This is a genomic window from Actinoallomurus sp. NPDC052274 (assembly GCF_040679475.1).
Classification (GTDB): Bacteria; Actinomycetota; Actinomycetes; order Streptosporangiales; family Streptosporangiaceae; genus Actinoallomurus; species Actinoallomurus liliacearum.
The window spans coordinates 1-19,226 of record NZ_JBFAUT010000101.1; the positions used below are offsets into that span (position 1 = coordinate 1).

24 protein-coding genes and 1 pseudogene are annotated in these 19,226 nt (G+C 69.3%); 13 read left to right on the forward strand and 12 right to left on the reverse strand.

The genetic code is table 11. The features are described 5' to 3' along the window. Nucleotides 1-112: 112 nt before the first annotated feature. On the forward strand, nt 113-520 hold the full coding sequence (locus AB0K82_RS42745) for a YchJ family metal-binding protein (RefSeq protein WP_364408936.1): 408 nt from the start codon (nt 113-115) through the stop codon (nt 518-520). 124 nt (nt 521-644) lie between these two features. Continuing rightward, the gene (locus tag AB0K82_RS42750; protein ID WP_364408939.1) at nt 645-1,013 is read left to right on the forward strand and encodes a YciI family protein; all 369 of its coding nucleotides are present in this window, start codon (nt 645-647) and stop codon (nt 1,011-1,013) included. 63 nt (nt 1,014-1,076) lie between these two features. Here AB0K82_RS42750 and AB0K82_RS42755 read toward each other — a convergent pair whose 3' ends face one another. Together AB0K82_RS42755 and AB0K82_RS42760 are read right to left on the reverse strand one after the other, a co-directional pair. Next, complete coding sequence (locus tag AB0K82_RS42755; protein WP_364408942.1) at nt 1,077-1,943, reverse strand: DUF6745 domain-containing protein; 867 nt, start codon at nt 1,941-1,943, stop codon at nt 1,077-1,079. A gap of 206 nt (nt 1,944-2,149) precedes the next feature. Beyond that, a complete protein-coding gene (locus tag AB0K82_RS42760; RefSeq protein ID WP_364408944.1) occupies nt 2,150-2,884 on the reverse strand; it encodes an alpha/beta hydrolase in 735 nt (244 codons plus the stop codon). 62 nt (nt 2,885-2,946) lie between these two features. On the opposite strand from AB0K82_RS42760, the gene AB0K82_RS42765 reads away from it, so the two are divergent. Both AB0K82_RS42765 and AB0K82_RS42770 read left to right on the forward strand, forming a co-directional pair. Continuing rightward, on the forward strand, nt 2,947-4,041 hold the full coding sequence (locus tag AB0K82_RS42765; protein ID WP_364408947.1) for a YafY family protein: 1,095 nt from the start codon (nt 2,947-2,949) through the stop codon (nt 4,039-4,041). 543 nt (nt 4,042-4,584) lie between these two features. Then, nucleotides 4,585-4,944, forward strand: coding sequence for a hypothetical protein (locus AB0K82_RS42770; protein ID WP_364408950.1), 360 nt, complete (start codon nt 4,585-4,587; stop codon nt 4,942-4,944). 143 nt (nt 4,945-5,087) lie between these two features. On the opposite strand, the gene AB0K82_RS42775 is transcribed toward AB0K82_RS42770, so the two are convergent. Beyond that, nucleotides 5,088-5,561, reverse strand: a complete 474-nt coding sequence (locus AB0K82_RS42775; protein WP_364408953.1) for an Lrp/AsnC family transcriptional regulator — start codon at nt 5,559-5,561, stop codon at nt 5,088-5,090. A gap of 101 nt (nt 5,562-5,662) precedes the next feature. On the opposite strand from AB0K82_RS42775, the gene AB0K82_RS42780 reads away from it, so the two are divergent. Continuing rightward, complete coding sequence (locus AB0K82_RS42780) at nt 5,663-7,129, forward strand: aminotransferase class V-fold PLP-dependent enzyme (RefSeq protein ID WP_364408956.1); 1,467 nt, start codon at nt 5,663-5,665, stop codon at nt 7,127-7,129. Between the two features lie 207 nt (nt 7,130-7,336). Here the strand turns inward: AB0K82_RS42780 and AB0K82_RS42785 are convergent, their stop codons facing one another. The 3 genes and pseudogenes from AB0K82_RS42785 to AB0K82_RS42795 form a co-directional block, all read right to left on the reverse strand. Then, on the reverse strand, nt 7,337-7,708 hold the full coding sequence (locus tag AB0K82_RS42785) for a transcriptional regulator (RefSeq protein WP_364408959.1): 372 nt from the start codon (nt 7,706-7,708) through the stop codon (nt 7,337-7,339). Further along, nucleotides 7,705-8,130, reverse strand: coding sequence for a hypothetical protein (locus AB0K82_RS42790; protein WP_364408962.1), 426 nt, complete (start codon nt 8,128-8,130; stop codon nt 7,705-7,707). Before AB0K82_RS42790 ends, AB0K82_RS42785 begins: the two co-directional genes overlap by 4 nt. A gap of 73 nt (nt 8,131-8,203) precedes the next feature. Continuing rightward, nucleotides 8,204-8,344: pseudogene (locus tag AB0K82_RS42795) on the reverse strand (IS5/IS1182 family transposase); the annotation flags it as partial. Nucleotides 8,345-8,359: 15 nt separating this feature from the next. On the opposite strand from AB0K82_RS42795, the gene AB0K82_RS42800 reads away from it, so the two are divergent. Continuing rightward, nucleotides 8,360-8,560 carry a hypothetical protein gene (locus AB0K82_RS42800; protein ID WP_364408998.1) on the forward strand — a complete coding sequence of 67 codons (201 nt, stop codon included), beginning with the start codon at nt 8,360-8,362 and terminating at the stop codon, nt 8,558-8,560. Here the strand turns inward: AB0K82_RS42800 and AB0K82_RS42805 are convergent. Further along, nucleotides 8,520-9,494 (reverse strand): DMT family transporter, encoded by a 975-nt coding sequence (locus AB0K82_RS42805; RefSeq protein ID WP_364408965.1) that lies wholly within the window; start codon nt 9,492-9,494, stop codon nt 8,520-8,522. The two genes, AB0K82_RS42800 and AB0K82_RS42805, sit on opposite strands and share 41 nt — an antisense overlap. Nucleotides 9,495-9,541: 47 nt before the next feature. Here AB0K82_RS42805 and AB0K82_RS42810 point away from each other — a divergent pair, with 47 nt between their 5' ends. Beyond that, nucleotides 9,542-10,108, forward strand: coding sequence for a helix-turn-helix domain-containing protein (locus tag AB0K82_RS42810; RefSeq protein ID WP_364408967.1), 567 nt, complete (start codon nt 9,542-9,544; stop codon nt 10,106-10,108). A 189-nt stretch (nt 10,109-10,297) separates the two neighbouring features. Here AB0K82_RS42810 and AB0K82_RS42815 read toward each other — a convergent pair whose 3' ends face one another. Further along, nucleotides 10,298-11,398 (reverse strand): sigma-70 family RNA polymerase sigma factor, encoded by a 1,101-nt coding sequence (locus AB0K82_RS42815; RefSeq protein ID WP_364408970.1) that lies wholly within the window; start codon nt 11,396-11,398, stop codon nt 10,298-10,300. Nucleotides 11,399-11,473: 75 nt separating this feature from the next. On the opposite strand from AB0K82_RS42815, the gene AB0K82_RS42820 reads away from it, so the two are divergent. Both AB0K82_RS42820 and AB0K82_RS42825 read left to right on the forward strand, forming a co-directional pair. Beyond that, entirely contained in the window at nt 11,474-11,833 is a 360-nt protein-coding gene (locus AB0K82_RS42820) for a VOC family protein (protein ID WP_364408973.1), read from the forward strand. Nucleotides 11,834-11,915: 82 nt separating this feature from the next. Continuing rightward, nucleotides 11,916-12,581 (forward strand): maleylpyruvate isomerase family mycothiol-dependent enzyme, encoded by a 666-nt coding sequence (locus AB0K82_RS42825; RefSeq protein ID WP_364408976.1) that lies wholly within the window; start codon nt 11,916-11,918, stop codon nt 12,579-12,581. 71 nt (nt 12,582-12,652) lie between these two features. Here the strand turns inward: AB0K82_RS42825 and AB0K82_RS42830 are convergent, their stop codons facing one another. Continuing rightward, nucleotides 12,653-13,234: a helix-turn-helix domain-containing protein gene (locus tag AB0K82_RS42830; protein WP_364408979.1), complete on the reverse strand. Its 582-nt coding sequence runs from the start codon at nt 13,232-13,234 to the stop codon at nt 12,653-12,655. Between the two features lie 95 nt (nt 13,235-13,329). Here AB0K82_RS42830 and AB0K82_RS42835 point away from each other — a divergent pair, with 95 nt between their 5' ends. Continuing rightward, the gene (locus AB0K82_RS42835) at nt 13,330-14,286 is read left to right on the forward strand and encodes an NADP-dependent oxidoreductase (protein ID WP_364408982.1); all 957 of its coding nucleotides are present in this window, start codon (nt 13,330-13,332) and stop codon (nt 14,284-14,286) included. A gap of 43 nt (nt 14,287-14,329) precedes the next feature. Here AB0K82_RS42835 and AB0K82_RS42840 read toward each other — a convergent pair whose 3' ends face one another. After that, nucleotides 14,330-14,452, reverse strand: a complete 123-nt coding sequence (locus tag AB0K82_RS42840; RefSeq protein WP_364408984.1) for a hypothetical protein — start codon at nt 14,450-14,452, stop codon at nt 14,330-14,332. A gap of 581 nt (nt 14,453-15,033) precedes the next feature. Here AB0K82_RS42840 and AB0K82_RS42845 point away from each other — a divergent pair. Beyond that, nucleotides 15,034-15,831 (forward strand): GNAT family N-acetyltransferase, encoded by a 798-nt coding sequence (locus AB0K82_RS42845; RefSeq protein ID WP_364408987.1) that lies wholly within the window; start codon nt 15,034-15,036, stop codon nt 15,829-15,831. Nucleotides 15,832-16,263: 432 nt separating this feature from the next. On the opposite strand, the gene AB0K82_RS42850 is transcribed toward AB0K82_RS42845, so the two are convergent. After that, nucleotides 16,264-16,947: a dihydrofolate reductase family protein gene (locus tag AB0K82_RS42850; protein WP_364408989.1), complete on the reverse strand. Its 684-nt coding sequence runs from the start codon at nt 16,945-16,947 to the stop codon at nt 16,264-16,266. Beyond that, nucleotides 16,944-17,573, reverse strand: coding sequence for a hypothetical protein (locus AB0K82_RS42855; protein ID WP_364408992.1), 630 nt, complete (start codon nt 17,571-17,573; stop codon nt 16,944-16,946). The genes AB0K82_RS42850 and AB0K82_RS42855 overlap by 4 nt, the downstream gene beginning before the upstream one ends. Nucleotides 17,574-17,650: 77 nt before the next feature. Between AB0K82_RS42855 and AB0K82_RS42860 the strand changes: the two genes are divergently transcribed. Beyond that, nucleotides 17,651-17,836, forward strand: a complete 186-nt coding sequence (locus AB0K82_RS42860) for a hypothetical protein (protein WP_364408994.1) — start codon at nt 17,651-17,653, stop codon at nt 17,834-17,836. 848 nt (nt 17,837-18,684) lie between these two features. Beyond that, on the forward strand, nt 18,685-18,897 hold the full coding sequence (locus tag AB0K82_RS42865) for a hypothetical protein (protein WP_364408995.1): 213 nt from the start codon (nt 18,685-18,687) through the stop codon (nt 18,895-18,897). Nucleotides 18,898-19,226 lie beyond the last annotated feature (329 nt).

The window sequence follows — 19,226 nt, forward strand, 5'->3', positions numbered from 1 at the left end:
GCACGACCGCCGACCGGTTCGGCCGGATCGACGTGCTCGTCAACGCGGCGTTCCCCGGCACCCACCGCAAGAACGTCCTCGACATGGACCGCGGCGCGACAGAATGACGAGCATGAGCGAGCACGGCCCGGACGCCTGCCACTGCGGGCTGCCCGCACCGTACGACCAGTGCTGCGGGCGATACCACCGCGGCGACGCGAAGGCGCCGACCGCGGAGCGGCTCATGCGCTCGCGCTACAGCGCCTTCTGCGTCGGCGACGAGGCCTATCTTCTGCGTACGTGGCACCCGTCGACGCGGCCGCCGCACATCGACTTCGACGAGGCCCTGCGATGGGAGCGCCTCGAGGTCCTCCGGACCGCCGGCGGAAGCTACCTCGACACCGACGGAACCGTCCACTTCCGCGCCCACTACGTCGTACGGAACCGCCCGCGGCACCTGGAGGAGAACAGCCGCTTCATCCTCCAGGACGGCGCCTGGCTGTACGTCGGCCCCGTCGGCTCCCTGCCGGGAATCGGGTGAAAAAATTTGATGCCGACGTGTCGATTCCCTGTGTCGTCGTTCGACGCGTAGGTGACGGCCGGCCATCGCGTCCGGAACCGACCGGACCCGGCCCGACACGACACGACACGACAAGGGAGCAGTCATGCGATTCCTGATGATGCACCGGCTCGACGAGCGCGCCCCGGAGGCTTGGAACCCCAGCCAGGAGTTCATGCAGAAGATGGGCGAGATGATTCAGGACTGGACCGATCGGGGCATCCTGATCACCGCCGAGGGCGTCCACCCGTCCGCGAAGGGCGCGCTGGTCCGTAAGGACCGAGGCGCGGCGACCAAGGTCACCGACGGGCCGTTCACCGAGGCCAAGGAGGTCATCGGCGGCTTCGCGCTGATCAACGCCGAGGACCGGGCGCAGGCCGTGCGGTACGCCCAGGAGTACGCCGACCTGTTCGAGGAGATCGAGGTCGAGGTGCGGCAGGTCGTCGAGTTCGACGACCTGCCGCCGCAGGCCTGACCCGACGACCGGAGTGGTGGGCCGGTCCGCTCACGGTGGCGAGCGGACAGGCCCACCGGTGGGTCAGGCCAGGAGCGGATGCCAGCCGTCGCGGTAGCGGACGCCGCCGCGACGGAGCCGTACCTCGTCGTGCCAGGCCCCGGGGAGCGGTTCGGTCAGGACCAGTTCGGGCCGCTCCACGACCACGCACACGTCCTCACCGGGCCACCACCAGCCGCACGAGCGCGTCAGCGCGGCCCAGTCGCCGAGGTGCTCGAGGTCGTCCGGCCGGTAGGAGGCCAGCCCGAGCCGGTGCAGGGTGTCGTAGTAGGCGACCCATCCCGCGTCCTGCTGCCCGTACCAGCACACCGGTACGGGCCCGCGGCCCGCGAGCGTGTTCCGAACAGGTGTCCGGAACCCGTGGGCGAGGCTCCGGTGCAGCGCGGCGCGGACGCCCCGATGCAGCACGACACCCAGCGGAACGCCCGCCTCGATCGCCTTGAGCGGTGGCAGTTCGGGCCACTTCCCGTTGTGCTTGTCCCTGCGCGCGGGTGAGAGTTCAGGGTCGGCGTGTGCGACGCCGGCGCTGAGCGCACCGCGCAACTGCGCGCCGACCATGGCGAGGTCGCCGGCCAGTGGGGGTGTCCCCCGCGGCCGGGGATCCCGGATCCACTCGTACAGCCGGTCGAGGGTGGGCAGGCCGGTGACCAGCGGAAACGCCTGTTCCGGAGAGTCCACCCAGACGAACCGCGGCCGTCGGCGCGAGAGTCTCGCGTAGATCCTGGTCAGACTGTGTTCGGCGGTCCGTCGGTCGGCCGGCTGCGTGGACAGGCCGTAGGCGAGCCACTCCTGCCGGATCTCGACGGCTTCCTGCCATAGGCCGGAGGTGCTCCTGGTGCGGAGGGCGGCCTTGGGCTCTGCGGCGTCATGGCGCCGCGGGGGCGCGATCAAAGCGCCTGGGCGTCGCCGCCCTTTCGGTTGGAGATCATGCCCCGATGATGGCCCGCGTTCCACGCTTCGCGCAACCTCCGGCCGGCCGTCGCCGACGCCGGCCGCAGCCGGCGGACCGGCGGCGGCCGAGCGGACACGCAGGTGGCGCGCGGGAAGGCGATACCGCGAAGCGGCCGTTCACCGCCCCGGCGCGGCCAAGGTCGCCGTCAGGCCGCCTCGTGCAGGATCGCCGCCAGCTCGCCGGGCCGGTCGAACATCGGCCAGTGCCAGCCGGGCAGCTCCCGGTAGGCCCCGTCGTCGACCGCCATGTGGCGGAAGGCGGGAACGATGCCGATGTTCGCCCGGACCTGCTCCACCGAGAAGCCGCATAGCACGTACAGCCGTGGGAGCTTCTCCCAGGCCCCGGTCAGCCGGGCCGGAGCGGTGGCGGTGGCCCACGGCTGCGGCACCGACAGCTCCTTGAGCCGTTCGAGCGTGCCGCCGGGCAGCTCGGCCGCCCCGGCGGCCACCTGCGCCCACGGCGGGGGCGGCAGCCGCCGGCCCTCACCCGCCGTGCGCACCAGCTCGGCGTTGCGGGCCTGTTCCTCGGGCGAGGCGAACTCCGCCTGCGATATCCCATCCGGCAGCGGCCCGCTGTCGATGAACACCAGCCGTGAGATCCGGTCCGGCATCCGGTCCGCGACGCTCGGGACCACCATCGCCCCGGCGTAGCTGTGCCCGACCAGCACGACGTCGTGCAGGTCCTCGTAGCGGATCAGGTTGAGCACGTCGGTGACGTGCGTCTCCAGGTCGGTGTCGGGCCGGGCCAGATGCGCCCGCTCCCCCATTCCGGTCAGGCTGAGCGGGTGGACGTCGTGCCCCCGGCCGCGCAGGTCGGCCGCCACCGCGCTCCAGGCCCACGCGCCGAGCCAGAACCCCGGGACAAGTACGTAAGTCGTCATGACCGGCACGCTAGGCTGAATACAGGACAGTATCCGCCCGGTATTCGCGAGACACTTCAGACGTGACCCGACCCACCGCCCGAGTGCTCGCCCTGCTGGAGATCCTCCAGGCCGGCGGCACCCGTACCGTCGCCGACCTCGCCGGCCGGCTCGGCGTCGACGAGCGCACCGTCCGGCGCTACGTCGACCACCTGATCGACCTGGACATCCCGGTCCGGTCGGTACGCGGCCGGTACGGCGGTTACCACCTCGCCCCCGGATACCGGATGCCCCCGCTGATGCTCACCGACGAGGAGGCGCTGGCCGTGCTGCTGGGCCTGTTCGCCGGTCGGCGGGCCGGGCTGGTGACCACCTCCCCCGCGGCGATGGAGAACGCCGCCGCCAAGGTACGCCGGGTGCTGCCCGCGGCGCTCGGCCGGCGGCTCGAGGCGCTGCTGGCGACCGCCGAGTTCACCGCCCCGGCCCGGCCCGTGGCCTCCCCCGAGGCGGGCGTGCTGCTGGTACTGGCGGAGGGCGCGCGGCACCGGCGGCCGGTCGCCATCGCCTACCACGCGTGGGGCGGACGGCGCAGCGAGCGCACCGTGCACCCGTACGGGATCGTCCTGCACTCCGGACGCTGGTACGTCACCGGAGCGGACTCGGCCAGCGGCGAGGTCCGCACGTTCCGGCTGGACCGGATCGAGAGCGCGACGGCGTTGCAGGGTTCGTTCGAGGTGCCCGAGGGGTTCGACCCGACCGCGCGGGTGCTGTCCGGGCTCACCGAGGTCCCCTACCTGCACGAGGTGTCACTGCGGGTCCAGGGCACCGCCGAACAGATCCGCTCCCGGCTCCCGGCCGGCATCGCCACGGTGCAGGAACTCCCCACCGACCCCGCGCAGGACCCCGCCGTGGCCCATGACCTGCCGGAACCCGCCGGGCCACCGGCGGTCTCCGGAGCCGGGGAGGGCGGCGGTTGGGTACGGGTCCGGCTGCGGGCCGAGCGGCTGGACTGGGTCGCCGGCGTGCTGGCCTGGCTGGACCGCCCGTTCGTCATCGAGTCCCCGGATGCCCTGCGCGACCACGTACGCGCCCTGGCCCACCGGCTCACCGCCTCCGCCGACGCCGCCCCGGGTGCCGATGGAGAGCCGACAGGACCGGTCACGCCCGCAGAGCATTGACCCGAAGTACATCGGAAGTGCCCGGTGGGGGGGCGGCGTTGCGCCGCACCCCACCGGGCATCGTCGTCAGAGCCGGGCTTGCGCCCAGCCCCTGCTAGTGGCCGCGCGGCTTGTTCGGCCCCGCTCCCGAGGTGCCGGTGGGCCCGTGCCCGCCCTTCCTGCCCGCGGAGGTTCCCGCCGGGCCGCTCGGGCTGGTGCCGGGACGTCCGGACGGAGGGTCGGCCGGTCCGCTGCCAGCGGTTCCAGACATGCTGGCGTCCTTCCGTTGCGTTGACCTACGGCTGTTGCCGCAGATCCGCAGAGGACATTCCCTGCCTCCTCCGCCTTGGCCACTCGTACGGCCAAGCTCACGCGCCACCACCGCGGAGACTTCCGCGGCATCGGAGGACGCCCCGGTCGAACGTTCCGTTGTTCCGTTCAGGCCAGGAGGACGCGGCCGATCAACGGCTCGAAGAGGGAGATCGATTGCGTTCCGTAGTCGCTGCCGGACGGTCCCCGGTGATCCCGGAGAAAAGCCGGGTGTGATGGCCCAAAAGGAGATCCATGAACCACCAGAAGCTGCCCGGCCTGTCGCAGGCTCTTGAGGAGAAGCTCCAGCGCTTCGCCACCATGGCGGAGCTGGGCGCCACTCTCAAGGAAGAGAAGCCTGAGATGGCGGAGGAGGCCGAGGCGCTGGCTCACCGGACGCTGACAGGCGCGCTGCCCGACTGGGCGGCGGAACTGCGTGAGATGCTCCAGACCGAGGCCGACGACTTCGCGAAACTCGCCGAGGCCGAGCCGGGCGACTTCCGAAAGCTCAACGAACGCCAGCTGCAGGCCGTCTTGACGCTGCTCAAGACGACCACCGTGTTCATGGCGGCGTTCCGCGCAGTGGTCAGCCAGATCACCGAGTCCGACCGCTGAGATCAGAGGGCGGTCCGGCGGCGTTCCGCCTCCAGGACCGGCCTTCCGACCGACCTGGACCCCCGGCCGTACCGCCGGGGGTCCCTTCAATTGACCCGGAGCACTCGATCCAGAGTCGGGCCGCGCACTTCGCGCCTCGTCACTCACCAGGGGTGCCGCTGGTCCGCGGCTCGCTCGATCAGCGCGCGGGTGCGTACTGGCAGCTCTTCGCGGAGGGAGATCACTGTGCTGGTGCGCACGACGTCGGGGACGGCGAGGAGTTCTCCGGAGATGCGGTGCAGGTCGGCGGTGTCGCGGGCGACGACCTTCAGCAGCAGGTCGGCTTCGCCCGTCGTGGAGTGCATCTCGATGACTTCGGGGAAGTCCGCGAGGGCGGCGGTCGCACGGCGTCCGGTGGTCTGGCTCAGGGCGACGGAGACGAACGCGACGAGACCGTACCCGAGGGCGGCCGGGTCGACCCGGCGCGAGAACTCCCGTACGGCGCCGGCCTCCTGGAGCCGCCGCAGCCGGGCGTGAAGAGTGTTGCGGGCGATGCCGAGCCGCTTGGCCAGGGCGAGGATGGTGGCGTCGGGATCGTCGTCGACGGCGAGAAGGATCCGGGCATCGAGAGCATCCACATTGCGCAGTATGACACGTTGTATCCCCGTACAGACGTCATCCTGCGCAACCGAACGACGGCCTGTTGCGCTGATGACCATACCCTCTCCACAGTTTCGGCATGACCGATTCGCCTGACCGCGCTCTTCCGGAATTGCTCCGTACCTCACCCTCGGCGCTCGCCGACCGGGCAGGAGTCCTCGAAGACCTGTGCCGCTACCTGACAGCGGCGTGGGAGTCGTTCGACCGGCCCCGACCATGTGAGCCGGAGGTTGACGCGGGCCTGGTCGAGCGACTGCGAGGCCCGCTGCCGGAGCAGCCGGACGACACGCGCGCCGCGCTGGATGACGCCGTGAACATCCTGGAGTCCAGCGTGTCGCCGTCGCGACCGCTGTTCCTCGCCTATGTCGGCTCCAGCGGTCTGGAGGTGAGCGTGCTGGCCTCGGCGCTGTCCGCCGCCTACGACGCGAACCTGGCCACCGCCGCCGGGACCGCCGACCTGCTCGACCGGCAGGCCGTACGCTGGGTGGCCGACTTCGCCGGCTTCCCACTGGGTGAGGGGCACTTCACCAGCGGCGGCCAGACCTCCAACCTGACCGCCCTGCTCGCGGCGCGGGAGCAGGCGCTGCCGGGCGTCCGCGAGGAGGGGGTCGCCGGCCGCCGGGCCACCGTCTACTGCTCGGACGAGGCGCACCACTCCATCGCGCGCGCCGTGGAGGCGGCGGGCCTGGGCCGCCGGGCACTGCGCCGGATCCCGACCGACGAGCGGCATCGAATGCGCGTGGACGCGCTCCACGACGCCCTCGAGCGCGACCGGGCGGAGGGTTTCACTCCCGTGGCCGTCGTCGCGACCGCCGGCACCACGTTGACCGGAGCGGTCGACCCACTCGCCGCGATCGCCGACGTGAGCGAGCGGCACGGGGTTTGGCTGCACGTCGACGGCGCCTACGGCCTACCGGCCGCCGCCACCTCGACGGCCGCGCACTGGTTCACCGGACTCGACCGCGCCGACTCCGTCACCATCGACGCGCACAAGTGGCTCGGCATGCAGAAGAGCTGCAGCGTCATCCTGGTACGTCACCGCGGCGCGCTGCGCGCGGCGTTCGGCCACGAGGAGCGCTACATGCTCCACGCGGAGGACACCGGCAACCCGGTCGACCACACCTTCGAGTACTCCCGGCCCTTCCGCTCCCTGCGCCTGTGGCTGGCGATGCGGGTCCACGGCGCCGACCAGTTCCGTTCCTGGATCGAGGGCACGCTCGCCAACGCGGCGCTGCTCGCCGACGAGGTACGGGCGCACGCCTCCTTCGAACTGCTGCACGAGCCGATGCTGTCGACCGTCTGCTTCCGGCACGTCCTGCCCGGGATGGGCGAAAGCGAGCTCGACGCCCACAACGAGCGGCTCGCCCGGGCCATGCAGGCCGACGGCCGCGTCTTCCTCGCACCGGCGATCGTCGATGGCCGCACCTGCCTGCGCGCGTGCTTCGTGAACTTCCGCACCACGTCCGACGTCGTGAAGACCGTCCTGGAGGTGGCGGACGAACTGGGACGGGCGCTCCTGCTCGGAGAGGGGACCGCCGCCCGCTGACCAGGCCTCGTCCGCGGACCTCGTCGAGACGATCATCAGGACTCCGGGCCGGCTGGGGAGCGGTCGGCCCGCCGGGTCGGAGCGCGATCGAGCCACCGTGTACGACGCGCCGCCGGGTTCCACCGCACCGCCCGCGCGCCCGGTACGCGCGTCCGCCGCGTCCTCCGCCGCGAGGTAGCCCCACGAGGGTTCCGTCGGTCGCGTCCTCTAGGGCGTGTCCCTTGGATCTCGATCTCGGGTTTCGGACCTCGGTTGGCCGAGATCGCGCTGGGACTTCTCAGGAGGCATACGTTCGGTGATGGCACGCAACGCCTCGACGTGCGCGGTGTACGCGCGGCGGCCCCGAGCGGTGAGCGACAGCCAGGTCCGCGGGCGTTTCCCGACGTACCCCTTGGTGATCTTGACGTAGCCCGTCTTCTCCAGGGTGGCGGCCTGCTTGGACAGTACTGGGTCACTCACCTCGACGGTGTCGCGCACGTAGGCGAACTCCGCCTTATCGGCCGCCGCCAGTGTCGCCATGATAGAAAACCGGACCGGGGAGTGGATGACCTCGTCCAGCGCGTGCCGAGGATGGGTCATGCCCGCACTCTCCGGGACGTCACGTAGGCCGCCCCGAAACCGGGCAGCGCCACCAGTGCCGCACCCGGCAGCCACCAGGCGAGGTCGCCCGGGAAGAACGCGATTCCGACACCGAGCACAGCTCCGTACAGCACGCCCCAGGCCCCGACCATCACGCCGTGTGTCACCGCCATCCCACGATGTGCGACCGGCTGCTGCGCCGCGTACACGCTCAGCGCGACGACTACGGGGACCCAGATGGCCAGGCTGACCACGGTGCCCAGCCGGCCGCCCAGCAGGCCGAGCGCGAGCACCATCGCCAACGACGCCGTCCCGTACGCCAGTTGGTAGCCGACCACCCAGCGCGAACGCCGGTCCACCGCGGCCTTGAGTTGTTCCGCCTGTGCCAACGCGGCCGAGGGGTCCAGTTCACTCATCTCCATGCCGCTACTGTGGCAAGTACTTATCAATTTGGCAAGTACTTGCCTCTGATGGGATCCAGGGCCTGCCCTTGGATCAGGTAACCGGGTCACGGAGCCAGATCCGGATCGAGGCGACGTCGATGGTGCCCTGGTAGATACGTGCGCGTTTGTCGAACCTTGTCGCGACGGCGCGGAAGGCCTTGAGTTTGTTGAAACACCGTTCCACGGTGTTGCGCTCCCGGTAGCGATCATGGTCGAAGGAGGGCGGCCGACCTCCGGCGCGGACGGCCCAGCCCACGGCGCGGGACGCGGATGGGAGTTCACCTTCGACCTGCAGCACGCCTACGCCGCGTATCGGGGCGGCGTGGAGGTGGAGATCTTCTACACCCTGTTCCGGGACGAGGGCACCATCATCGCCAGGTCGAAGACGCTCCGCTTGAACGTCCGCTAGAACCCTGGTGTCTCGTTCGAGGCCGGCGTGCCGCCCCGCCGGCGATCAGTGCCGCGACGAGCGCGAGCGTGAGCCCGACCACGGTGACAAGGGTGAGGGGCTCCCCGAACATCACGGCGCCCCAGACGGAAGTGACGGGTGCGATGAAGAACATCAGGCTGTTGACCGTCGTGACACCGATGCGCTGGACCAAGAACCAGTAGAGGCCGTAGCCGCCGAAGGTCGCGAGCAGGATCAACCACACCATCGCGGTCCAGAACGAGGGCGAGGACGGCGGGGTGGCGGTTCCCGTGGCGATGGCGAGGACGGTGAACACGATGGCCGAGGTGGCGCAGTGGATCGCCAACGCCTGCAAGGGCGGGGTGCGCAGCTTGGCGCGGCGTTCGAGGATCGTGGACGCGATGAGGCTGAGCATTCCGACGAAGGGGACCAGATAGGCCCACCCGGGGGCCTGACTCGCGGGCAGGGAGGCGTCGGTCCAGCTGACGAGGATCGCGCCGACGAGTCCGAGCACCAGCCCCGCCCACTGGCGTCCCGCCACCGCGACGCCGAGTAGCGGGCCTACGAGCGCGGCTGCGACGAGTGGCTGCACCCCGTCGATGAGGGCGGTGGTGCCCGTGCTCACCCCGAGACCAATGGCCCAGTAGACGGTGAGCAGGTACCCGGACTGCGAGAGCAGACCGATGAGCACGTGGCGTGTCACGTCGCCACCCGAGGGCGGTGGGGATCCTCGCCCGAGTCGCGTCAGCACGGCCGCGAGGAGGAGAACCGCCAGCGGCACGAACCGCCACATCAGGATCGTGGTGACTGGAGCTTCGGCGGCGCCGAGCTTCGCGCCGACGAAACCCGAGGACCAGCAGAGCACGAACAAGACCGCGAGGACGCTCGTCGACCACGTCCGCGGCGCGCCAGGTATACCGATCTGTTTACTCATGGGCGCGACTATACAGATCGGTATACCGGTGGCGGTATCCTGGGGTCATGAGCGAGGCCATCGACTGGACCCCCAAGGCGCAGGCCGTACTCCAGGCCGCCTCTGAGCTGTTCTACGAGCAGGGCATCCATGCCGTCGGAGTCGATGTCATCGCCAAACGCGCCGGAGTCACCAAGAAGACGCTGTACGACCGGTTCGGGTCCAAGGAGCGCCTGGTCGTGGAGTACCTGACGGAGCGCGACCGCCGATGGCGCGGCTTTCTCGACGGCCACCTGGCCCAGGCCGACCCGTCCCCGCGCGGCCAGGTCGCCGCCGTCTTCCGTGCTTCAGCCGCATGGGCGCGGGAACGAGGACGGAAAGGGTGCAGCATGATCAACGCGCACGCCGAGATCAGCGACCCCGCGCACCCGGCGTACCCCGTGATCATGGGACAGAAGCGCTGGATGCTGGCGCTGTTCACCGATCTGGCCACCGCAGCCGGCGTTGCCGATCCCCGACAGGTGGGCGAGCACATCATGCTGCTCCATGAAGGAGCCATCGTGACCGCCGGCATGCGCGTCATCGAGGACGCCTTCACCGGCGCGGCCGCCGCCGCCTCCGCTCTACTGGAGTGATGAAGCCCGTCTTCGCGGGCTTCGCGGAGGCCCACTCATCCGGTCCGCGATGGCGCGGTCGATCGCACACCCGACCGCTGGTGGGAGTGGCACCAGCGTGGCCCGGTCCCCTTACCGACTACTCCTGGACCGGATCGCCGAGATGGCGGGCGCCGTTCGGCTGTTATGACTGCGGCGTGGATCGGCTCCTCATCGTGCCGGACGGGCCTGAACGGCGCCGGTCGGGTCTGGATCTCGTCTGGACAGTGAAGCGGGCAGCCCGAAAGGCGCGAAGTGGTCGGAGCCGAGGAATGAGGTCATCTCGGCGATGTGCTCGCCGCGCAGGGTGAGCACCGTGATCGACCAGGCGAGGTGGGGACCGGAGTCGTCCGTTCCGACGTAGAACGCCGCGGCCGGCTGGCCGTTCGCACTGGTCAGGAGGTGTCGCCAGCTTGGGCAACGGGTCATCGGCACCTGCACGGCGAAGTCGGCGACCGCCTCGATGCCGTGGTACCAGTGCGGCAGCGGCGGCATCGACCACGTGACGTCCTCGGTGAGCAGCGCGACCAAGGCGTCGGCGTCGCCGCGTTCAAGGGCGGTGGCGTACCGGGTGACGATCTCTCGCACCTGGGCGTCGCCGATCTGGCGCAGCGTCTGCTGCTGGGTACGGGCGGGGACCTTCTCTGCAACGATCTTGCGGGCTCGCGCCAGTGCGGAGTTCACCGAGGTGGTCGAGGTGTCCATCATCGTGGCGATCTCGGCGGCGGAGAAACCAAGGACCTCGAACAGCAGCAGCGCGGCCCGCTGGTTGCCCGGCAGGTGCTGTAGAGCGGCGACGAAGGCGAGCTCGACGGCTTCGCGTTGCTCATAGCGCGCGTCCGGGCCGGCCGGGCCGCGGGGGAGGCCGCCATCGGGATAGGGACCCAGCCAGGCGACGTCGGCAAGCGGAGCGTTGCCGCCGAGCACAGCGCGGTCACTGGACGGGCCGAGGTCGACGGGCAGGGCCCGCCTGCCACGGGCTTCGACGATGTCCAGGCACGTGCGGGTGGCCACGGTGTACAGCCACGTGCGCAGAGAGCCGCGGCCCTCGAAGCGCGCGAGCCCTCGCCACGCCCGCAGCAGCGCGTCCTGCAACGCGTCGTCGGCATCGTGTGTCGAGCCGAGCACGCGGTAGCAGTGGGCGTGCAACTCGCGGCGCAGCGGCTCCACGAGACGTCCGAACGCGGTGTCGTCTCCGGCGCGCGCCCGGGCCAGGTCGGCGTCCTCGGCGCCCTCCGCTGCCGCGAACCGTCCGGAAGAAACTTCGCCCACGAGCGACGATTCTGCCTCATCGCAGGAGTCCCACCTCCGATGGAGCACGACCGCCCCTGCCAAGAAGGAGTTCCCATGACGTCGACCGGACACCCCCATACGCCTGAATGGTTCGATATCTCCACCCCGGACGCCTCGCGAGCGCGACGCTTCTACCAGGAGATGTTCGGCTGGCCGGTGAACGTCCTCGACGAGACCTACGCGCTCGTCGGCGACGACGACGGCCGGCCGACGGGTGGGATCGGCCAGGCCGGTCCCGGCAGTCCCTACACCGGGATCGTCGTCTATTTCCGAGTCGACGACGTCGACAGCGCGCTCGCCCTCGCGGAACGGCTCGGCGGCACCCGCGTCATGGAGCCAACTGACACGCCCGGCAGCCGAATCGCCACCTTCGCCGACCCCGACGGCAACCTCATCGGACTGCTGAGCCGCTGACAACCGAGAACGCCCGGACATCCACGACGACCCCACTGCCCAGCCCGCGGCGAAGGCCACCCCTGTAAAGGAGACCAGCCAGGTGACCGGAACAGCACCGAAACCAGATCTCCACCGCGCAACCGGCGTCTGGCCGCTGGTGCACGCCGAACGGGCGGCCCTGGCGGCAGACCTCGCGAACCTGACCGACGAGCGGTGGGCGACGCCGTCGCTGTGCACCGGGTTGACCGTGCGCGAGGTGCTAGCCCACCTCGCCGCCGGGGCGAGCCTCAACCCCGTGCGCTGGCTGGCGGGCGTGATCCGCTGCCGGTTCGACTTCGACAGGCAGGTGACCATGCGCCTGAACCAGCAGTTGGGCGCGACCGCGTCGGAGACACTCGAAAGGTTCCACGGCGTCATCACCAGCACGACCAAACCGCCTCTCCCCACCGTGGCGATGCTCGGCGAATCGATCGTGCACGGGGAGGACATCCGGCGGCCGCTGGGCATCCGCCGCGACTACCCGATCCAGACGGTCACGCAGGTGGCCGAGTACTACCGGGGATCCGATCTCGTCGTCCTGGCCAAAGGGCGGATCACCGGTCTTCGACTCGTTGCCACCGACGGACCCTTCACCGCCGGCTCCGGGCCACTCGTGTCCGGCACCACGCTAGCGCTGACAATGGCGATGACCGGGCGCGCCACCTACTGCGACGAGCTCGACGGCGATGGTGTCACGACCCTGCGTGAACGCTGCGAGACGGCCTGACCCAGCGCACGAACGCCGTGACCAACCTGGTGATCAATAGTGGTCACCACACTAGCCGCCTCGATCCGGGCTCAGGCCGGCCGGGCGGCGGGCCGGAGGCCGTCCATCAGGAGGTCCAGCAGGCGACCGGCCTTGGCTTCATGCTCGCGCCGGGGGGCCACGGTGAAGATGCCGATGAGGGAGTCGGCGATGTCTTCGGCGGTGACGTCGGAGCGGAGGTCGCCCGCCACGCGACCGGCGTCGAGAATCGTGGTGATGGCCGCCAGGAGCTCGGTCCGGGTCTGTGCATGGGCGATCTCGCCTGACTCGATCATCGCAAGCAGCGTGTCGAGCATGCCGTTCTTGGTCGCGATCCAGTCCCCGAACAAGTCCATCCAGCGCCGCATCGCCGTGGCCGGGGGCAGTTGGCCGACCAGTTCGCGGGCGCCGGTCGTCAGCCGTACGACCTGGTCCCGGTAGACCGCATCGACCAGCGACTCGCGGGTCGGGAAGTGCCGGTAGAGCGTGGCGATGCCGACCCCGGCCTCGCGGGCGATCGCACGCATCGACGGCTCGGCGTCAGCCGACACGAACACGCGGGTCGCCACCGCGAGCAACTGGTCGCGGTTACGGGTCGCGTCCGCCCGTGGCGCGCGCTTCTCCGCCTCAGTCAAAACGGATCACGCTCCGGTTGTGTTACGGTCATCCATGGAAACGGAGCATAGTCCGTTTCAAGGCGCTCCCTCGGTCCCCAAGGAGACAGGCGTACATGCAGGAACAGAGCGATCAACCGCCGACGGGCAGGAGCAGGGCGGTCCGGCTCGATTCATTCGGCGGCCTCGAAGTCCTGGACATCCGTGAGGTTCCCACTCCACAGGCCGGCCCGGGACAGATCCGCGTGCGGGTCACCGCGGCCGGCCTGAACCCGATGGACTGGATCATGACCGCCGACGCGGACACCGCCGCCCGGTTCGGCTTGAGCCTGCCAACCGGATTCGGGACCGACTACGCGGGACTGGTCGACCAGGTCGGTGACGGGGTGACCGGCTTCGCGCCCGGCGACCGGGTGTTCGGGGGCGCCCTGTCCCGCGCGGTCGCCGACTTCGTGGTGATCGACCCGGCCGGGGGCATCGCGGCGAACGAGGCCCATCACACTCCCGACGGCGTCGACGACCGCACCGCCGCCACCCTCACGATCGCCGGCCGCACGGCATCCGCCGCCCTCGCCGTGGTCGACCCCGGCCCGGACGACACAGTGCTGATCGGCGGCGCGGCGGGCGGGGTCGGGGTGTTCGCCGTCCAGCTGGCCCGCATCGCAGGAGCGCGCGTGATCGGGACGGGATCGGCGACATCATCCGATTTCCTGCGCGGTCTCGGAGCCGAGCCGGTCGCCTACGGCGACGGCCTGGCCGACCGGGTCCGAGCCCTCGCTCCCGGCGGTGTCACCGCCGCCATCGACCTGCACGGGACGGAGACAGTGCACGCCGCAAGGGAACTCGGCGTCCCGGACGGCCGCATCTGCACCATCGCCGCGCAGGTCGACGGCGTGGCGGCGGCCAACGGCGCGAACGCCGCCCCCGGCGCCCTGGAAGAGGTCGCCCGTCTGGTCGCGGCGGGCCGACTCCGGGTGCCCATCGCGGCGAGCTTCCCGGTCGAGCAGATCCGCCGCGCGGCCGAGCTCCAGGCCGGCCGGCACGTGCACGGCAAGGTCGTCATCGACCTGTAGATCAAGGCCGTCGCGACGATGAACGCGATGTCATCGTCACTGATCAGGCGGGGACGGCCCCCACCCACTGAGGGTCCAGGGCGGCCAGGTCCTTCTCGTTGAAGGCGTGGCCCCCATCGCGCACGGTGTCCTCGTCCGCGGCAAGCAGCCGGGCGATCGCCGACACCGGCGTCCCTGACGAGAAAGCCAGTCGTGCGCTAGGCCGAGACGGCTGCGGCGGACGTGGTCGCCAAGGCGATCAAGGCGGCGTAGGGCCCGCTGTCAGCAAAGACCCTTCCGATGATCGGAAGGGCCTTTGACCTGGGAGCCGCCTGTCGGAATCGAACCGACGACCTATTCATTACGAGTCAGGCTACCGACGTCCCCAGGCGTCCAAATCCGTTGCTTGACCTGCTCCCCCAGCGCTCCCGAGTCCACAGCCGTCCAAGGTCATCCAGCCGCGTTGTTAGTTCTCGATGTCCCCTGCGGGGACGCCCTTCAGGGCTGAAAGTGGGCAGGCCACACCCCTTCAAGATCGGCCGGGGCGCGGTCGGGGCTGAGCTCCACACCCGATGCCGGTTACTACTGCGATTATGCGCGCCGGGCGCTGATGCTGGCCAGGATTTCGAGTCAGCACCCGCGTTAGCAAGATCGCCCGACGCTGGCCCGGTGTCTCTCATGCCCATCTTCCTGCGTCGCCTTCCTCGCAGCCGCCTGCCGTAGAGAAGACGACGCCTCGCCGCTGCTCAGTTCGCGTACGTTTTGATCATGGCTGTGCTGTCCCTGGGGTACCAGAGTGATCTGATGTTGCTGAGGCTGCAAGGGAGTCTCATCGATCGCCGCGACGGTTACTTGGTCGTCCGAACGCCGGCCAACCCGACCTATCACTGGGGGAACTTCGTCCTGCTGCCTGGGCCAGCAACGCCCGGGACGGTGCAGTCATGGGTGGATACCTTCCATCGCGAATTCCCCGATGCCAACCATGTCGCCCTGGGTGTCGACGGCGTGCGTGGCGATGCCGGGAACATGCGGGAACTGGCGGCAGCCGGACTGGATGTCGAACGCAGCACCGTGATGACCGCCGGGGCGCTGCAACTGCCGCCTCGCCCCAACCGCGAAGCTGACTTTCGCATTCTGGCCAGTGACGCTGATTGGCGTGCGGCTTTGGCGCTCAAGGAGGCCGTCAACACCGAACCGGATGTCGAAGGCTACCGGGTGTTCGCGCGGCGAAAGCTAGCGGCAATGCGACGGCTGCAAGAACTCGGCCATGGCGCGTGGTTCGGGGCGTTCAAGGACGGTCGGATGGTTTCCGGACTCGGCGTTTTCACCGATGGCTCCGGCATTGCCCGCTACCAAAGCGTCGACACGCACCCAGACCATCGGAACCAGGGCCTAGCCGGAACACTCGTCTACACTGCAGGTCGGCACGCTGTAGCGCATATGGCTGTCCGCATGCTGATCATGGTGGCTGATCCGACCTACGTCGCGATCCGGGTGTATCGCTCGGTCGGATTCACCGATACTGAGACACAGGTACAACTGCAGCCAAAACCGCTGCATAGATGAACGACAGCACCTACATCAGTAGCCGCTCAGCCGCCGTGATGGGTCACCTGCCGGTGGATTTGTGGGACCGGACGGGGCAAGGGCGCCCACGCCACAGCACCGCCTGCCGGGTCATCCCCTCTGCCTTCCCTACCTTGATCGGTAGGGTGCTCGGATCGTCGTAGGGTTCAGGCGCCCGGGGGTGCCGGGTGTGGCTTTCTGCCGTCTGCCGTTGATGGCTCGGGACGATTGGCCGCCCGGTGCCCCGCGACGACCCGGCCGCTGATTGAGAATTGCGAACCGTCGCTGTGTAGGGATGCGCCGGCGAGGTCGTCTAAAGACGTGAAGAAAATACTCATCCGGCAGGGCTGCGATGCCGCCGCCGATTCTGCTGGCGGTCGCGGCTACTGGTGGGCGGCGGTGTCCGAGTCCAGGGCATGAACGTTCATCCAGCTACGTGCTCTTCTCCTTGGGGAGGTAGCGCAGGAACGCGATGTCCCCGATCGGGCGGGCCTCCGCGAGCGTCATCCGGTTCCCCGGCCCGGACGGGAAGTCGCCCGGGTTGACGAACCGCGGTGCATCGGGGTCGCCGAGGAAGAACGGCGCGATGGCCAGATGAATCTCATCGGCCAGGCCGGCGGACAGGAACTGGGTGTGGACCGTCCCGCCTCCTTCGACCATGAGGCGCTTGATACCTCGCGCCCCGAGGTCATCAAGCATCGCCTCGAAGTCGAGGACCTCCCCGAGCCCGACGACGTCGGCCAGGTCCCCCAGCTGCTCGCGCAGACCGGAGACGGCCGCATCGGGGCAGTAGATGAGCTTGTCCCCGCCGTGGTGCCAGAACTTCAGGTCACGGTCCAGGTCCCCGCTGCGGGTAATCGTGATCTTCAGCGGGTACGGCGGGCGACCGCGCGCCTCGCGCTCGTCCCGTCGTGTGGCCGAGTTGACCAGTAGCCGGGGGTTGTCCCGCCGGAGGGTCGTGGCTCCGATCAGGATCGCGTCGGACTCGGCGCGCACCTCGTCGACCCGGTCGAAGTCGGCCTCGTTCGACAGCAGCAGTCGTTCCGGGCTGGTGTCGTCGATGTAGCCATCGATGGAGATCGCCACGCTGAGCAGCACGTACGGGCGCGTGCTCATGTGGTCGATCTCCCGTCTTTCTCTCGGGGAAGGGTGGTGGTGAGGTGGTCGCGGAATTCGGCGACTTCGGGGACGCGTTTCCATCGCGCGAGCCGGGCGTCGAGGTGGGCCAGCTCGTGGACGATTCGGCTGGACTCGGTCTCCGCAGCAATCCACAAAGCTGCGGTGCCGACTTTGGCGGCCTGGTCCGGTTCCCCAGCGTTGGCGTGGGCAAGTGCTTCGCGGGCGAGGTAGACGCCCCGGTCCCGGCGGAACACCTGAGGGACGCCCTTGATGGCCTCTTGGAAGATTGCTGCGGCGTCGTTGTGCCTGCCTAGCAGGGACAGGCACCGCGCGCGCTCGACGCTTAGATAGGCGTCGTTCATCCAGACCGCCCATGGGGACTCTCGCGTGGTGTCCAGGTCAGCGAGAGTGGCGCGTGCCTCGTCGTGTATCCGTATGACGGCGTCGTAGGAAGGCTCGCCCGCGAGCGCGTGGGCGTAGGCGGCATAAGCGGCAGCAGCGGCCTTGAGCCGGCTACGCGGGGGCACGAGTTCTAGAGCCGCCTCGGCGTGGTCCAGCGCGTTGGCCGAATCGCGCATGTCTCCGGCGAGTTGGCTCTTACGGGCCAGGATATAGGCGGTCATCTCCGGATCACCTGCCGTCTGAGACCACTCGAGAGCGCGATCGGTCCAGTGCTGTGCGGTACGGAAGTCTCCCCGTCATGGTGCAACCAACTGGCGAACTCGCCGTACTGGGCCTGGAGATGGAGCAGAGCACGCCGGTCGGCGCCGGTGGTAGTGCTGCGGAGTTGCTGGATGATCCGGATCTGCTCGTGAACGGTCGAGATGACCGGACGTGGCCCGAGCAGGTTGTCCGACTCGACCAGGACCAAGCGGACCCGTTGTAGGTGCTCGATCGGGTTCATGCCTCCGGCGGCGGTCGGAAATCGGTGCGTCGATCTCAGTGCTTCTGGTTTCGGCCCTCCTACCGTGGCCGCCGCAATGCCTCCCAGCAGGAACGTTCGGCGCGGTACGAACACCCACGTGATCCTTCCGTCGATTGCGCGGCAGGGAACTAAGATCCCCTCGTCGTCCGACGCTACCGACGGCTCCGAAAGCAGCCCATCCCCTGACGTAATACCTGTTGGTCAGGCGGCGATGGCGCCGATTGAACGGCCTTGATGGTCTTTTTCCTAGGAGCGAGCCCGAGAGCCATGCGGGCCCCATCCGGCATCCCCAAGCCCTCGGCGATCATCTCGAACCGGTCCAGCTTCTCCACTTGGGCCACGCCTCGCATGTAGATGCTGATCTTTCCCTGTGTCGTTCCACACGCGATGGCGAGTTAAGTCTGCGACGCACCCGCGTATTGCTGGACAAGCCGGAACACTCGACCGATATCGCGATCGCCCAGAGCATCGATCATCTCTGGGCGCTCCCACAGTGACGGTGGGACTGTGATCGAGTCAGTCGCTCTCCTTCGCATCTCTACCCCCGGTCGGCTCCGGCGTTGTCTTCAGGAGGAGTTAGTGCAGGTTGAGCGTATATCTCGGCTCGGCATCACGTCTCGGAATAGCAGCGAGGAATGGGTCTCGGGCGTCCCGACCGCGACGGTTGGCGCATGGACGGAATATCCCGCGCACGGGAACTGGAGATACTCATCGAGCTATGTCGCCAGCGCGGCAGAACGACTCGCCGCCTACCTCAGAACGCGTAATACCAAGCCGGGCGACCAGCCGTGACACCCCATCCCGCCACCGTGCTCCAGCAACGATTTCCGGGCCTGGTCTTCTGGTTCGGAACGCGCACGGGCGCATGGTGGGCGCTCATCCCGCCACCCGCCGGATGGCGGCTCGTCGAAGCCGCCGACCCCGAGCAACTGACCCAGGCGATCATCAAAGCGCAGTCCTGGCCATGGCCCGCACCACGCCAGGGCGCACGCTGGATCCTGGGCATCGGGCGATGCCGCTGACGGCCGCTGTCTCACAGAGACGACAGGAGGCAACACCGCGAGCAAGCGGAACCGCTACGGACTGCGCGGAGACGGCGATTTCGTCTTCGTCCAACCGGACGGGCGGTCGGTCGACCCGCCGACGACTGGGACGACTGGAAGGCGCTTCTCGCGGGGGCCGACGTGTCCGCCAAGGGATCAAGGCGGGGTGGGACCCGCTGGTAGCAGGCGCGTTAGCAAAAGGCCCCTCCCGATGACTTGCCTTCTAGCGATCGTTGCAACACCTCGACCCGGCAGGGGACGTGGTGGGTTTCGAGATCAGGGATCGGTCGGTCGTTCGAGGGCGTAGG